We start from the raw sequence: 16,312 nt of genomic DNA on the forward strand, positions 1-16,312 counted from the left end.
CATGAGCTTCCTTTTTTCTTACTGAAAAGAGTTACGCCTCAGGTGTATCATCTTTCGGCTCAGCTGCCACTTCTTCAGAAGTGATTGCTTCGGCTTCAGTATTTTCTACTTCATCAATCGTATCTAACTCTTCGTCATCCTCTACTGCTTCAATAGATACCACACCAACTAGGGTTTCAGCATCACTCAAGCGGATCAAACGAACACCTTGTGCATTACGACCTGTAGTTGCAACTTCCGCTGCACGAGTACGTACCAATGTACCGCCATCAGAAATCAACATCAGTTCTTTGCTTTCATCAATCGATACTGCGCCAACAAGCTCACCATTACGTTCGCTGGTCTTAATCGCAATTACACCCTTACCACCACGTTTCTTGGTCGGGAAGTCATCGACTGGGGTACGTTTACCATAACCATTGGCACATGCACACAGCACTTCACCCGTTTCAGGGACGACAACCAAGGAGACAATACGGCTAACAACATTTGAATCTGATGAATCATCATTGTCATCGCTGTCATCATTTTCAACATCAGCATCTTCAGCTTCAATGGTATTGCTGGCGAAGCTTACGCGCATACCACGGACACCTTTGGCAGTACGACCCATGGCACGAACATCAGTTTCAGCAAAACGGATTGCCTTACCTTCATTCGAGAACAACATGATCTGCTGATTACCATCGGTAATCGCAACACCGATCAAGGTATCTTCTTCATTTAGCTCAATCGCACGTAAACCGTTTGAACGGACATTACTAAATTGAGCAAGTTCAACACGTTTTACCGTACCTGACGCAGTTGCCATAAACACATAGTGATTTTCAGGGAACTCCGTCAACGGCAAGATCGCAGTCACGGTTTCATTCGCATCCAATGGAAGCAAATTAATAATCGGACGACCTTTTGCACCACGCGAAGCCTGTGGCACTTCAAATACACGTAAGCGGTAGACTTTACCCACATTGGTAAAGCACAGTACCGTTGCATGGTTTGATGCCACAATTAAATGCTGGATGATGTCATCATCTTTCATGGCTGTTGCAGACTTACCACGACCACCACGACGTTGCGCTTGATAATCAGACAGTGGTTGAGTTTTTGCATAACCTGTTTGAGACACAGTCAATACAACTTGCTCTTCAGGAATCAAATCTTCACGGCAGAAATCAACACCAGACTCGACAATCTCAGTACGACGACCATCACCATATTGTTGCAAGATCAACGCAAGTTCTTCACGAATCACATTCATCAACAAGTTAAAGTCATTTAGAATTGCAGTTAATTCAGCAATTTGACCTAAAATTTCAGTATATTCTGCGTGTAACTTGTCTTGTTCTAGACCTGTTAAACGGTGTAAACGTAATTCTAAGATCGCGCCAACCTGAGTTGGTGACAAACGATAGATATCACCCGACAAGCCAAATGGACGTGCTGGGTCTTCACCTTCAATTTCATCTGGACGAACAGAAATTGCGCCTGCTTTTTCCAATAAAGCAACAACACCACCGCCAGCCCACTCACCTGCTTGTAAACGCTCACGCGCTTCAGCTGGGTTGGCAGAAGATTTGATGGTTTCAATAATCGCATCAATATTGGCTAAGGCAACTGTCAAACCTTCTAAGATATGACCACGCTCACGTGCTTTACGTAATTCGTACATGGTACGGCGTGTCACCACTTCTTGGCGGTGACGGATGAATGCCGCAATAATATCTTTCAGGTTCATCAACTTTGGCTGACCATTATCAAGGCAGACCATGTTGATGCTGAACGAGTTTTGTAATTGGGTATGCAAGAATAAATTATTGACTGCAACTTCAGCGTTTTCACCACGCTTCAAGTCGATGGCAATACGCATCCCTTCTTTATCAGACTCATCACGAAGCTCAGAAATTCCTTCAAGTTTCTTTTCTTTGACTAACTCGGCAATACGCTCAATGGTTTTTGCCTTGTTGACTTGATAAGGAATTTCAGTAAAGACAATCGTGGTACGACCTGTTTTCTGGTCTTCTTCGAAGTGATACTTACCACGAATATGCAAACGACCTTTACCCGTACGGTAAGCATCTACAATGCCCGATTTACCGTAAATAATACCGCCTGTAGGGAAATCTGGGCCAGTAATGTGCTCCATCAAACCTTCTACAGAGATATTCGGGTTATTGGCATAAGCCAAACATGCATTCACCACTTCAGTCATGTTGTGTGGCGCCATATTGGTCGCCATACCCACCGCAATACCCGTCGTACCATTGATCAGTAGATTTGGAATACGCGTTGGCATCACCTGAGGAATACGCTCAGAACCATCGTAGTTATCTTCCCAATCAACCGTATCTTTTTCTAGATCGGCCAAAATTTCATGGGTAAGTTTTTGCATACGAACTTCGGTATAACGCATTGCTGCTGCGCTATCCCCATCGACCGAACCGAAGTTACCCTGACCATCAACCAACATATAACGCAAGCTGAAGTCCTGCGCCATACGAACAATTGTTTCGTATACTGCACTGTCACCATGAGGGTGATATTTACCGATCACGTCACCGACAACACGAGCAGACTTTTTGTACGCTTTGTTATAATCATTGCCCAATTCGTGCATCGCATATAATACGCGACGATGAACAGGTTTTAGACCGTCTCTCACATCTGGCAATGCACGAGATACGATTACGCTCATCGCGTAATCTAGATATGAATGCTTGAGTTCGTCCTCAATGGCAATCGGTCTGATTTCCGATACGCTCATGCATACTCCTTGTTTACAGGTAGAGAGTTGTACCTGTTTTTATGTCTTCAATCTTGCAAAAATTCAGCTCAAAGACTTGAACTAAAAATAAAAAATACAGCGAAAAATTATAGCATAAAGCACAAACCAACTGTGAGTTTAAGTATTTAAAAATAGCATTTTTTTACAATAAAAAAATTATATAAATTAACAACTTAAAATTATCAAATATCATATGCATTGATAAAAATAGATTCGAAGACTTTTTGAGCAAAAGTTCATCAAATGATTCAATAAAAGTGTTGAATCAAATAAGATTTAGCTGGTTGTTTCAGCGCGATAATACATATTAAGTTTTAGTCTACAGGCCGACAAATCCGAGCCTTATTTAAAACATTTTATATATGGAATTCTGTCGCTGACTTATAAAATAGCAAAAGGTAACCCAAAGCTTGTTTAATAAAAGCCACCTTAAAATGAATGATATGCTAATCGGCGTAAATAAACCCGCTATAGCTCCATCCCACCCCCCACGACAAATAGCTCTTATTTTTGATTCTAGTGTCATTGAAACAGCAATTGGGGATTCCAGTACACATGGGATGTATTGTTCGGATAACCTCAATACGACGCACATTATGCTCAACACGATCTTTAGTTAACCCAGATCATTAAAAATAGCCATATCCCACCAATGATGGCTAAAACAACAAAATAAACTGTGATCACAATTATCCAAGCGTTTAAGGCATAAAAAACGCCCCTTTCGGAGCGTTCTTCAACTTTTATTCAGAGCGAATTAAAGTTTAGATACCAATTCAGGTACTACAGTGTTCAAATCGCCCACTAACCAGTAGTCAGCAACACTGTTGATTGGCGCTTCTTCGTCTTTGTTGATTGCAACAATAACTTTAGAATCTTTCATACCTGCCAAGTGCTGAATCGCACCAGAGATACCGATCGCCATATAAAGATCTGGCGCAACGATTTTACCAGTTTGACCAACTTGGAAGTCATTTGGTACGAAACCAGCATCGACCGCAGCACGTGAAGCACCTTGAGCAGCACCAAGCTTATCAGCTAATGGGTCAAGTACTTTGTGATAGTTCTCACCAGAACCTACACCACGACCACCAGAAACAACGATACGCGCAGCAGTTAATTCTGGACGATCAAGTTTCACGATTTCTTCGTTTACAAACGTAGAAATACCCGCATCTTTCACTTCAGCAACTGCTTCAATTGCAGCAGAACCGCCTTCAGCAGCAACTGCGTCAAACGCTGTACCACGAACTGTACCCACGATAATTGCTTCGTCAGATTGAACAGTTGCGATTGCGTTACCTGCGTAGATTGGGCGCTTAAACGTATTTGCAGATTCAACAGCGATAATGTCTGAGATCATGCTTACGTCAAGAAGCGCAGCAACACGAGGAAGAACGTTCTTACCTGTTGTAGTAGAAGCAGCTAATACGTATTTGTATCCGCCTTTCGCGATGTCAGCAACCAAGCCAGCAACGTTTTCAGCCAATTGGTTTGCATAAGCAGCATTGTCAGCAAGTAATACTTTGCTCACACCAGCAACTTTAGCAGCAGCGTCTGCAACTGCTTGAGCGCCAGAACCAGCAACCAATACAGTAATATCACCACCGATTTTTTGAGCTGCCGCAACAACGTTTAAAGTTGCACCGTTAAGTGTCTGGTTGTTGTGATCAGCGATAACTAAAATACTCATGATTTTATCCTTCTGTATTAGATCACTTTCGCTTCGTTTTTCAATTTTTCAACAAGCTCGTCTACAGACTTCACTTGTACGCCAGCTTTACGTTCAGCAGGAGCTTCAACTTTAATTGTTTTAAGCTTAGTGCCTGTTGCAACGCCATAATCAGCAGGTGATTTGGTATCAAGTGGCTTTTTACGCGCTTTCATGATGTTTGGAAGAGCAGCGTAACGTGGCTCATTCAAACGTAAGTCAGTCGTGATGATTGCTGGAAGTGCAAGCTCAACAGTTTGCAAACCGCCGTCAACTTCACGAGTTACTTGAACTTTACCGCCGTCAACTTTAACTTCAGATGCGAAAGTACCTTGACCAGCACCAAGTAAAGCACCAAGCATTTGACCTACTTGGTTAGAGTCGTCATCAATTGCTTGTTTACCAAGAAGAATAAGTTCTGGTTTTTCAGCATCAACAACGCCTTTTAAGATTTTAGCAACTTCTAAAGCGCCAACTTCATCAGCAGTTTCAACTAAAATACCGCGATCAGCACCTAAAGCCATTGCAGAACGAATTTGTTCTTGAGCGTCTTTAGAACCCACTGAAACAACAACGATTTCAGAAACTGTTCCTTTTTCTTTTAAGCGAACCGCTTCTTCCACTGCGATTTCACAGAATGGGTTGATTGACATCTTAACGTTGGTAAGGTCAACCCCACTATTGTCCGGCTTAACACGAACTTTAACGTTGGCATCAACCACACGTTTTACAGCGACAAGAGCCTTCATGTAATCCTCGGCTGTTCTAAGCAAGTAAATGTAATGAAGAGCATTCTAACTCTTCGATTGAAACTTTTTAGGTGCCCTATCTTGCAATGTATTTGGCATTTCGGTCAAGTCACAATTTCCGCTACAGCCATAAAAAAGATGAAACGCTCAGTTCACATATTGAAAATAGTGATTGGCACTACAAATTTAGTTTATCAACCTGATGAATATTAAACTTTGATTTTTTTAATATTTTATAAAATTCAACAATCTAAAACAGGCTTTTTTATGTAAATAAGGATGATCTGTAACGGATCGTTTCTGATAAATTTTCCTGTCTTTTCACTTTTAAAAAAAGGCGTCAATTAAGTAAGAACATCAATTCAACAAATCTCACAAATAAAGTGGAAAAGTAGTCGATGATTAAATGCTCAATTTTGCAACATAATATATCAAAATTTAGCTTTTTTGCGCTCTTGGGTGGGTTTGATCATACACTTTAGCCAGTTGTTCGAAGTCAACGTGGGTATAAATTTGGGTGGTCGATAGATTACTATGCCCTAGCATCTCCTGCACAGAACGTAAATCCCCACTGGCAGACAGCATATGACTGGCAAAACAATGCCTTAATAAATGTGGATGTAAATCAACATTGACACCTGCTCGCTGTGCTTGCAATTTGACTCGATTTTCAATTTGGCGTGGTGTTAAAGCATTGCCACGCTGCGAGATAAAAACAGCTGAATCCGCATTAAAACCACCTTGCCAAATTCGATAGATTTTCAGCCATTCCACCAAACTGTCCTTGGCCTTGCCACCAAATGGGACAATTCGAGTTTTATTGCCCTTACCCGTAATACGTAAAAGCTGTCGGTTAAAATCAACATCTTTAATCGTCAATCCTTGTAATTCTGCCAAACGAAGACCACTGGAATAAAGCAGTTCGAGCATGGCTTTATCACGTAACCATAATTGTTGTTCGATCGGCTTTTCTGGCGCTGCTTGATCTAAAATTTGATGCACAGTCTCAATATCAATCATACCGGGTAAAGGTCGTGGTTGACGTTTTAATTTAAAATCCTCGGATGGATTTTGCTCCAGATATTGACCTTGTTCTGCCCACTTCATAAATTGGCGAATCGATGTTAAATGACGTTGTAAACTACTAGAGCTTAATTGGTCTCGTTCGACACGCGCAGCCAAATACTCCCGCAAATCAGAAGCCTCAACATCTGGTAGTTGTAATTGTTTATATTCGCAAAATTTAAAAAAATCGGTTAAATCACGTTGATAGGCTGCAATTGTATGCTCAGACTGATTTTGAATGATCCGTTCTTTTAACCACATGGATAGCAGTTTTTCAGGGCTTTCCAAATTGCTCTCCAGTGTTATGCCGATACCAACAACGATAGTCTAGCAAATTTTACTGCGATTTATCGCTAAACCAATATCGAAGAATTGATGCCTGTGTAATACAATCATTTTAAAGTTTTGAGTGGCGCTACTATGATGACAACAATGCTTATTCCCTATCTCTTCGCAATTACTATCTTAACCATTACTCCAGGTCTAGATACCACGCTGATTATTCGCACTGCGACCTTGGAAGGTAAAGCGAAGGCATTCCAAGCTGCTTTAGGAATTAATCTTGGCTGTATTGTATGGGGAATCATTGTGGCCTGTGGTTTAGGTGCGTTGCTGATGACTTCGGATCTGGCCTTCAATGCCTTGAAGTGGATGGGCGCAGTTTATCTCACGTGGTTAGGACTCAATCTTATTCTAAAACCTCGTAGCCAGCTCGCAGGTTTAAATGATTCTACAACGACCCAAAACTGGTTTATTAAAGGTTTCTGGGGCAATTTACTGAATCCGAAAGTCGGTATTTTTTATATTTCTTTCTTGCCCCAGTTCATTCCACAGTCTTCCTCTCCAATTATTTGGACCATGGGACTGGTGATGATTCATGTGCTAATCGGGTTGATCTGGTCAATTTTTTTGATCGCTGCGATGCAGTCCATTTCTGCTTATTTAAAACAGCCTAAATTCATTCGCTATATGGATCGCATCACAGGCAGTATTTTTATTTTGTTTGCATTGAAACTGGCTTTCGGCAAAAGATAAACAATAAAAAGCGCGTTTCAAATAACGCGCTTTTTTAAATCTTAGATCATCAGCCTTGGAAATATCTTAAATCCAAACGTGCATCATAAACATGCGTGGTTGGACCAGTCATCCACACCACATCACCTTCACGCCAAGCGATATGTAACTTACCGCCAGCAAGCTGCACTTCAACTTCATTGGCAAGTAGACCACGGCGCATACCACTGACTGCTGCTGCACAAGCCCCTGTACCACAGGCCAAAGTCTCACCGACACCACGCTCAAACACACGTAAACGGATATGCTTTTCATCCAGAATTTGCATAAATCCAGCATTCACACGTGCAGGAAAACGCGCATGTGATTCCACTTGTGGACCAATACGCTCAACATCAGCAGTTAATACATCAGGAACAATGGTCACCGCATGCGGATTACCCATATTCACAACATCAATATTAATGCTCTGATTATCTGCAAGCTCCAGTGCATATAAACCTTCAATATCTTCATGCGCTTGGGTCACAAACGGAATTTCTTCTGGCAGAAATTTTGGTGGCCCCATATTGACACGAACCCAACCATTGGCGCCCAACTCAGGTTCAACAATCCCTGCTTTGGTTTGCACACGGATTTTGGTTTTGGTCGTGAGTTGACGCTCATGTACAAAGCGAGCAAAACAACGTACCCCATTACCACACTGCTCGACTTCAGAACCATCGGCATTAAAAATTCGATATTTAAAATCGACATCTGGCAAATCAGGTGGCTCAACAATCAGTAGTTGATCAAAACCCACACCGAAATGACGATCAGCTAAACGCTGAATCGTGACTGTATCTAAATAAGCTCGCTGGGTCACAAGGTCAACGACCATAAAATCATTGCCAAGACCATGCATTTTGGTAAATTCTAAATACATCTTAATTTACTCCTCAGGCAACAAACGCTCTTTTTCCCAGAGTGATTCTATGGTTTCACGTTCACGAATTAAATAGGCTTGATCACCACTGACCATAACTTCAGCAGCACGGCCACGGCTATTATAGTTAGAGCTCATCACAAAACCGTAAGCACCCGCACCCAATACCGCCAACACATCATTTTCCTGAAGTGCTAAATCACGTTCTTTACCCAAGAAATCGCCAGTTTCACAGATCGCACCAACCAAATCCCAAGTTTTAACTTCGACATCAGGATTTGGATTGACCGACTGAATATCCATCCATGCTTCATATAAAGCAGGACGAATTAAATCATTCATCGCCGCATCAATAATGGCAAAGTTACGATGGTTTGTTGGTTTTAACAAATCTACCTTGGTGACTAATGCACCTGCATTGGCAGAAATACTGCGCCCTGGTTCCATATAGACTTTGAGACCCAACTTTTCTAAAGCTGGGCGCATTGAATTGGCATATTCTTCAACACTTGGCGGGGTTTCATCTTTATAACGCACACCCAAACCACCACCAATATCAATATGTTTGAGGTTGATACCCAAGTTTTTCAATTGCTCAATCATCAAAATGACACGATCAAGTGCATCCACAAAAGGCTTGGTCTCAGTCAACTGTGAACCGATATGACAATCAATCCCAACAATCTCAAGATTCGGTAACGATGCTGCATATTGATAAGTTTCATCAACGGTATCACTTGGAATACCAAACTTGTTTTCTTTCAAACCCGTAGAGATATAAGGATGGGTTTTGGCATCTACATCTGGATTTACCCGTAACGAAATTGGTGCTTTTTTCCCAAGTTTTGCTGCGACTTTTTGAATGCGATCTAGTTCGGCATGTGATTCGACATTAAAACAAGCAATCCCAACATTTAAGGCTTTTTCAATATCGGCTTCAGATTTACCTAAACCTGAAAATACGATTTTCGATGGTTCGCCGCCTGCAGCAAGTACACGCGCCAGTTCTCCACCCGTCACGATATCAAAACCGGCACCGACCCTTGCCAATACACGAAGAACAGCTAAGTTTGAGTTTGACTTCACCGCAAAACAGATTTGATGATCAATAAAATCAAAAGCACGGTGCATATCCAAATAATGCTTTTCAAAAGTTGCTTTTGAATACACATATAAAGGCGTGCCGTATTGCTGTGCGAGCTGATCCAGTGAACATTGCTCAGCGTGCAATACTCCATTAATGCGGGTGAAACTCATGAAGATGTCCTTATTTACAAACTTAAGGTGAGATGGTCTGTGATTGAGTCGTTGACGATGTTGCTTGGCGTTCTACCTCTGCTTGATCTGCTTTTGCATCAGATGAAGCCTTAGCCTGAGGTGCTTCATTTTTATAAAGCAGATATTTAGCGCGCTTATCCTGATTTTGATCAGATGGTAATTGCAATGCACCTGACTGACCACATGCAGTTAAAATAACGCTGCTCAGCAATACACTGATAGAACAAATGACTTTAAGCATCTGTGCACCTAACTTTTACAATTCGGAGCAGTATAGCGTGATCATTAGATTGGCTAAAGTCTAAACTTGAATGAATCAAACAATAACCATAAAAAAACGCCGACTTTGAGGTCGGCGTTTTGTGTTAAATCGGATAAAGAATTACTTTTTCTTATAGAAGAAATAACCAATTGCCAAAATAACAAACCAGATCGGGCTAACTTTGAGTGATTCCAACGTGGTTTCATCCAAGGCAAGGAAGTAGATTGTTGCAAGGAAGAATAAAATCACCACCCAACAGGTAAACACACCGCCAGGCAGTTTAAATGTTGATTGCGCATGCAGTTCAGGACGATTTTTGCGGTAGTTGATATAACTCCACATAATAATGATCCATACGCAGATGAACAGAATCGTTGATAGTGTTGTTGCAAGCGTGAATGCTGTTACTTCATCGTTAGTACCCGTTTGTAATTTATAAACGAACTGAACAAACGCACCAATGAAGATACAGATTGATGAGAAAATCAAAGCTTTTGCAGGAACTGCAGACTTTGATAATTTACCAAATAGCTTTGGTGCTTGCTCATCCGTTGATAAACCAAATAACATACGGCTAGTTGAGAATACACCGCTGTTCATTGATGACATCACTGACGACAATACCACCAAGTTCATGATAATCGCGGCAGAAGCAATACCTGCTTGTGAGAAGATATTTACGAATGGACTCACTTTAGGATTGATTTGATCCCAAGGGGTTACACACATCACCACGAACAATGCCAATACATAGAAAATAATGATACGGATTGGAATCGAGTTAATCGCTTTCGGTAAGTTACGTTTCGGATCTTGCGTTTCTGCAGCCGTAGTCCCGACCAACTCCACACCAACAAAGGCGAAAATCGCAATCTGGAAGCCTGCCAAGAATCCATCAAGACCTTTCGGGAACATGCCACCATGTGTCCAAAGGTTCGAAACACTTGCAACCGTACCAGAAGCATTGGTAAATCCAGTAAAGATCATCCATAGACCAACAGCAATCAAGACAATAATTGCGGTGATCTTCACCATTGCAAACCAGAACTCCATTTCACCGAACAGTTTTACGGTGACCAGGTTCAAACCCAGTACAAACAGGATCGCCACAGTACTAATCAGTAGACCACCTAAAGGTGTAAATGACTCGCCACCATTAAAGAATTCCAGATAGTAAATAATGGCTGATAAATCTGCGATACCAATCGTGACCCAACAAAGCCAGTAGGTCCAACCAACAAAATAACCAGCCCAAGGACCAATTAAATCCGTCGATAAATCGATAAAAGATTTGTAGTTAAGGTTGGATAGTAACAGTTCCCCTAATGCACGCATTACGAAGAACACCATCAAACCAATGGTCATATAAATAAACAGAATAGATGGTCCAGCCAAACTAATGGTTTTACCAGACCCCATGAACAACCCTGTTCCGATTGCACCGCCAATCGCAATCAACTGTAGATGTCGATTAGATAGACTACGGTGAAGTCCGCTTTGCTCAGCAGCCTCACTCAGATTTTGATTCGACATTTTACAAAAACTCTCCAGTGTTTTTAGTTCATTAGCTAAGATCAGCTCTCAATAACGATTCGTACCATTTTCGATATCTTTTCTCGTTATCTATAGATTGGCTGAATTCAGCTAAGCAATTTTTTACCTGTATTTTTCAAGTTAAATACAATTGAATTCGATCATACGCACAAGGCCAAAACAATACAATGAACTTATCAGGACAACGCAGGTAAGACAAAACCGAATTATAGAAAAGAACGGTGAACTCACTCGAACTGTTCTTTTCTATTCCAAAACATTCATCCAAAAATTGATTTATAATTCAATCATTAGATGATTGTTGCTGTTTCTTCTTCAAACGCTCTTCCCAAAACGTCGCATTTTGAATCCCAAGTTTAACTGGATCAAATATAAACTCCTTGACACCCGCCTTTTGCTGCTCTTCATAATCTCGAAGTGCTTTAATGGTCGGTTTCCATACAAAATAGGTTACGATAATGCCGATGATATTGATCCATGCCATCAGCCCCACCCCAATATCACCGATCCCCCAGATATAACCTGTTGCACTAAGGACACCATAGGCCACAGAAATCATAATGAAACATTTGGTGATAAATAAAAGAGATGGCGTTTTGGTAATATAGCTCAGATAAGTGATGTTTGTTTCAGCAATATAGTAATAGGCCACAATCGTGGTAAAGGCAAAGAAGAATACAGCTAAGGCAACAAAGATCTGACCAAAACCACCAAACACGGTACTAACAGCCATTTGCGTAAATGCAGGTGAACCAATTTCAGTTGCTGGTGCAACATTCTGCACAATAAATTGCCCTGCTTCTAAGGTACCCTGTACGTTATACATGCCAGTAATCAAAATCATAAAGGCTGTTGCAGAACACACAAATAGCGTATCGACATAAATGGAGAAAGCTTGCACAAACCCTTGTTGCGCTGGATGCTGAACTTCTGCGGCTGCAGCGGCATGCGGTCCAGTACCTTGTCCTGCTTCATTGGAATAAACACCACGTTTTACTCCCCAACCAATGGCGGCACCAATCCCTGCCATTGGCGAAAATGCATCTTCAAAGATGAGTTTGATCACGCCAGGTAATTCTTGGATATTCATCGCCACAATAATCACGGCCATCAAGATATAACCCAAGGCCATAAATGGAACAACCAGCTCTGCGAAACGGGCAATACGCTTAATTCCACCAAAAATAATGATTGCCAATAAAGAAACAATCACGATTAAGGCCAATAATTTATAAGTACCGACATTGCCAAATACGATGGCGCCCTGACCTGTAATTTGGGTAAATGCATTACCGACTGCATTGGCTTGAATACCCGGCAGGAACAAACCACAAGAAACAATCGCAGCAATCGCAAAGAGAATCCCTAACCAACGCTGACCTAAGCCACGGTCAAAATAAAATGCAGGCCCACCACGATATTCACCTTGATATTCGACCTTATAAATTTGACCAAGGGTGGATTCGACATACGCGGTACTTGCACCCAAAAATGCAACCAACCACATCCAAAACACAGCACCTGGACCACCGAATCCAATTGCTGCCGCCACCCCCGCAATATTACCGACCCCGACACGTCCAGATAAGGACACTGACAGCGCTTGGAATGAGGAAATTCCCTGTGCGGAGGATGAACCATTAATTAATAGCTTTGCCATTTCCTTAATTTGGCGAACCTGAACAAACCGAGTTAAAATAGAAAAAAATAAACCAGCACCGAGGCATAAATAGATCAGCGCTGGACTCCAGATAATTCCATTGATCCAATTTACAATTTCTGCTGCACTCATAGACATCAACCTTTATTATATATTTTGAAAAATAGCCGCTGCTAAATTTCCGTTCGTCTGAGCATGAGCAATATCTATGCCATTCGATCAAAATCTCATGACAACAAATAAGCGAACACACCAACACCATCCATGGAAAAAGTGAATTGAACAAAAAAAGTGATTGCTAAAAACACACTGTCTATAACTTGTAAAAGTTGTATATCATGTTATTTTTCTGAGCACTTCCCTTTAACCAATCTGCGACGAAATCATGCCGTCTTCGTTTTGTTATTCCATAAAGAACGATCAGCATTGTTAAAAATTTTCGTCCTGATTCTTTTTTATCTAATTTTAAGAAAGTTTTCAATTTTATCTTATGGCAAAAATTAAAACCGTTTACCGATGTGAACAATGTGGTGCAGATCATCCCAAATGGACAGGTCAATGTACGGAATGTGGCGAATGGAATAGCCTGCTTGAGGTTCGAATTGAGCCAGCAGTAACACATCGCGGCCAAGCAAAAATAGGCGGCTATGCGGGGCAAGCAGCCAGTATTACCACGCTCAATCAAGTCACAGTCTCCAATGAAACCCGTGTACCAACAGGAATTAGCGAATTTGATCGCGTGCTCGGGGGTGGCCTAGTCATCGGTTCAGTGGTTTTAATTGGCGGTGATCCAGGGATTGGTAAATCTACCATCCTGTTGCAAACAGCAACTCATATGGCTAGTAAAAAAAGCACAGCCCTTTATGTCACAGGTGAGGAATCACTTTCGCAAGTGGCTTTACGTGCCCAGCGTTTGGATCTACCGACGGACTCACTCAAAGTGATGGCCGAAACCTGTGTCGAACGTATTTGTGAAGTGTTGGCACAAGAGCGTCCTGTAGTGGCCATCCTCGACTCAATTCAAACGCTCTATACCGAAACGTTACAATCTGCCCCTGGGGGTGTTTCACAGATTCGGGAGTCTGCAGCTTTACTGACCCGTTTCGCCAAGAATAGCGGTACAGCCTTATTCATTGTCGGCCACGTCACCAAAGAAGGTTCTCTGGCAGGTCCGCGTGTTTTAGAACATATGGTCGATTGTGTGCTGTATTTTGAAGGTCAATCAGATTCACGTTATCGCATGATCCGTGCAGTGAAGAACCGTTTTGGTGCAGTCAATGAGCTCGGTGTGTTTGGTATGACTGACAAAGGTTTACGTGAAGTTGCCAATCCATCGGCGATTTTCCTGAGTCGTTATGATGAAGCCATTCCCGGTTCTATCGTCATGATTAGCCGTGAAGGGACTCGCCCACTCTTGGTTGAAGTACAGGCACTGGTTGATGATGCACACGGGCAACCTCGTCGAGTCGCTCTCGGTTTAGAACAAAACCGTTTAAATATGCTACTGGCTGTGATGCACAGACATGGTGGCGTACAAACTTCGGGACAAGATGTCTATGTCAATGTGGTCGGTGGTCTAAAAATTACAGAGACGGGTTCTGACTTAGCCGTGCTATTGGCATGTGCTTCCAGTTTAAGAGGTAAAGCCTTACCGCAGCAATTGGCTGTGTTTGGTGAAGTCGGGCTCTCAGGTGAAATTCGTCCTGTACCGAATGGTCAAGAACGCTTAAAAGAAGCGGCAAAACATGGTTTTAAGTATGTGATCTTACCTCGAGGAAATGCACCACAGAAGTCGATTGATGGTGTACAAATCATTGCGGTAGCGCGTTTGCATGAAGCCCTAACGGAAGCCATGCAGCTAAGTGATGAGTTAGGCTAATCGCTTGACATAAAAAAACATACTTTTGTTATTGAAATTGCATCGAAATACATGCATAAATACATTTACAAATTGGATTTAAATAGGAATTTTCGATGCAAGTACACCAGCGTGGCTTGATGGCAGCTCTTTTAATGGCAACTTTGGTTGCTGCACCGCTTGCGGAAGCAAAACGTGCAGGTGGCGGTAAAAGCCACGGCATGAGCAGATCTAGTTCATCTAGCCAATCTTACCAACCATCACGCCAAGCAACTCCAGCACCTCAACAACAAACTGCACCACAGAAATCTGGTCCAGGGGTTGGTACAATGGTTGCTGCGGGTGTCGCAGGTGCTGCAGTCGGTGCTGTAGCAGCGAATGCGTTGGCAGATGACAAACAACAGAACCCAACTGCAACTGAGCAACAAGCAGCTCAACAAGCGCAACAACAGGAAGAAAAAGGCGGCATCCCTAGCTGGCTTTGGGTACTTCTTGCTGCAGCGATCGCCTTCTTTGTTTTCCGCAAATTAGGCGCAAAAAAAAAATTAGCAGCCAATAACCCATACGCTCCAAACAATGGCGGTCAAAATAATTTTGGTCGTCAAACTCCACCTCAACCGACTGCTCGCCAGACTGGCGACAACACCAATATCTTTGGTCAGTCTGTCGGTGGTGGTGCACCAACCCAAGCACCATTTGGTGGCGCGTCAATGAGCAGTGGCAATCAATTACCAGATGGTACAGAACCTGCTGCATTCTTGCGTATTGCACGTCAACGTTTTAACCACATTCAGTCAGTGAACAGTGCAAGCAATGTCGAAGAAATTCGCCGTTACTTAACACCTGAGCTATATAGCTCAATGTACAACGACATTATGTCGAACCAAGACCAAGATGTTGCTGAATTTAGTAATCTCAATGCAATGGTTGTAGAAAGTTCGACTGAAAATGGTCAATACATCGTGAGCGTTCGCTTTACAGGTACAGTCAGCGAAGACTTAAATAGCTTGCCTCAACCCTTTGCTGAAATCTGGCATTTTGTGAAGCCTGCTGGTTCACAGCAAGATTGGGTTGTTGCAGGTATTCAACAAGCTTAACCTGTTTTATTGATTCTAAAAGAGCTGTTTCGACAGCTCTTTTTTATTGCCTGTTACTTTATACATATAAAAAAAGCCACTCTCTATATCGGAGAATGGCGGAGTGTAAATAGAACCATACTTTATGCTTATTATAAGTGTGAAAACACAACCTAGCACGATCAGTTTATTGATATTAACGGATATAGTTATGGAAAAACTATTCCTCTTTTGGGGAATAAAAGCAACTTTATTGCGATCATTTATCCCTACCTCACCTCTTATCTAGCCATTCAGCCATTCAGCCATTCAGCCATTCAGCCATTCAGCCATTCAGCCATTCAGCCATTCAGCCATTCAGCCATTCAGCCATTCAGC

At 42.1% G+C, this 16,312-nt stretch carries 12 protein-coding genes; 3 read left to right on the forward strand and 9 right to left on the reverse strand.

Annotation, left to right across the window (positions count from 1 at the left end; genetic code table 11):
* Nucleotides 1–31 precede the first annotated feature (31 nt).
* The 4 genes from gyrA to xerA all read right to left on the reverse strand — a co-directional run bounded on the left by gyrA (nucleotide 32) and on the right by xerA (nucleotide 6,568).
* Complete coding sequence (gene gyrA, locus F993_RS08975) at nucleotides 32–2,761, reverse strand: DNA gyrase subunit A (protein WP_004654670.1); 2,730 nt, start codon at nucleotides 2,759–2,761, stop codon at nucleotides 32–34.
* A gap of 778 nt (nucleotides 2,762–3,539) precedes the next feature.
* A complete protein-coding gene (locus tag F993_RS08970; protein WP_004654671.1) occupies nucleotides 3,540–4,475 on the reverse strand; it encodes an FAD-binding protein in 936 nt (311 codons plus the stop codon).
* Nucleotides 4,476–4,492: 17 nt separating this feature from the next.
* The gene (locus tag F993_RS08965) at nucleotides 4,493–5,242 is read right to left on the reverse strand and encodes an electron transfer flavoprotein subunit beta/FixA family protein (RefSeq protein ID WP_004654672.1); all 750 of its coding nucleotides are present in this window, start codon (nucleotides 5,240–5,242) and stop codon (nucleotides 4,493–4,495) included.
* 438 nt (nucleotides 5,243–5,680) lie between these two features.
* Nucleotides 5,681–6,568 (reverse strand): site-specific tyrosine recombinase/integron integrase, encoded by an 888-nt coding sequence (gene xerA / locus F993_RS08960; protein ID WP_171066052.1) that lies wholly within the window; start codon nucleotides 6,566–6,568, stop codon nucleotides 5,681–5,683.
* A gap of 162 nt (nucleotides 6,569–6,730) precedes the next feature.
* On the opposite strand from xerA, the gene F993_RS08955 reads away from it, so the two are divergent.
* The gene (locus F993_RS08955) at nucleotides 6,731–7,342 is read left to right on the forward strand and encodes a LysE family translocator (protein WP_032812720.1); all 612 of its coding nucleotides are present in this window, start codon (nucleotides 6,731–6,733) and stop codon (nucleotides 7,340–7,342) included.
* Between the two features lie 49 nt (nucleotides 7,343–7,391).
* On the opposite strand, the gene dapF is transcribed toward F993_RS08955, so the two are convergent.
* The 5 genes from dapF to F993_RS08930 all read right to left on the reverse strand — a co-directional run bounded on the left by dapF (nucleotide 7,392) and on the right by F993_RS08930 (nucleotide 13,132).
* The gene (gene dapF, locus F993_RS08950) at nucleotides 7,392–8,246 is read right to left on the reverse strand and encodes a diaminopimelate epimerase (protein WP_004654678.1); all 855 of its coding nucleotides are present in this window, start codon (nucleotides 8,244–8,246) and stop codon (nucleotides 7,392–7,394) included.
* 6 nt (nucleotides 8,247–8,252) lie between these two features.
* Nucleotides 8,253–9,503 (reverse strand): diaminopimelate decarboxylase, encoded by a 1,251-nt coding sequence (gene lysA / locus F993_RS08945; protein ID WP_004654680.1) that lies wholly within the window; start codon nucleotides 9,501–9,503, stop codon nucleotides 8,253–8,255.
* Nucleotides 9,504–9,525: 22 nt separating this feature from the next.
* Nucleotides 9,526–9,765, reverse strand: a complete 240-nt coding sequence (gene lptM / locus F993_RS08940) for an LPS translocon maturation chaperone LptM (RefSeq protein ID WP_004654681.1) — start codon at nucleotides 9,763–9,765, stop codon at nucleotides 9,526–9,528.
* Nucleotides 9,766–9,906: 141 nt separating this feature from the next.
* A complete protein-coding gene (locus F993_RS08935; protein WP_004654682.1) occupies nucleotides 9,907–11,319 on the reverse strand; it encodes an amino acid permease in 1,413 nt (470 codons plus the stop codon).
* A gap of 304 nt (nucleotides 11,320–11,623) precedes the next feature.
* Nucleotides 11,624–13,132, reverse strand: coding sequence for an alanine/glycine:cation symporter family protein (locus tag F993_RS08930; protein WP_004654685.1), 1,509 nt, complete (start codon nucleotides 13,130–13,132; stop codon nucleotides 11,624–11,626).
* A 358-nt stretch (nucleotides 13,133–13,490) separates the two neighbouring features.
* Here F993_RS08930 and radA point away from each other — a divergent pair, with 358 nt between their 5' ends.
* Nucleotides 13,491–14,879, forward strand: coding sequence for a DNA repair protein RadA (gene radA, locus F993_RS08925; RefSeq protein WP_004654686.1), 1,389 nt, complete (start codon nucleotides 13,491–13,493; stop codon nucleotides 14,877–14,879).
* A gap of 95 nt (nucleotides 14,880–14,974) precedes the next feature.
* Nucleotides 14,975–15,955: a Tim44 domain-containing protein gene (locus F993_RS08920; RefSeq protein WP_004654688.1), complete on the forward strand. Its 981-nt coding sequence runs from the start codon at nucleotides 14,975–14,977 to the stop codon at nucleotides 15,953–15,955.
* Nucleotides 15,956–16,312 lie beyond the last annotated feature (357 nt).

The organism is Acinetobacter proteolyticus (genome assembly GCF_000367945.1).
GTDB lineage: Bacteria > Pseudomonadota > Gammaproteobacteria > Pseudomonadales > Moraxellaceae > Acinetobacter > Acinetobacter proteolyticus.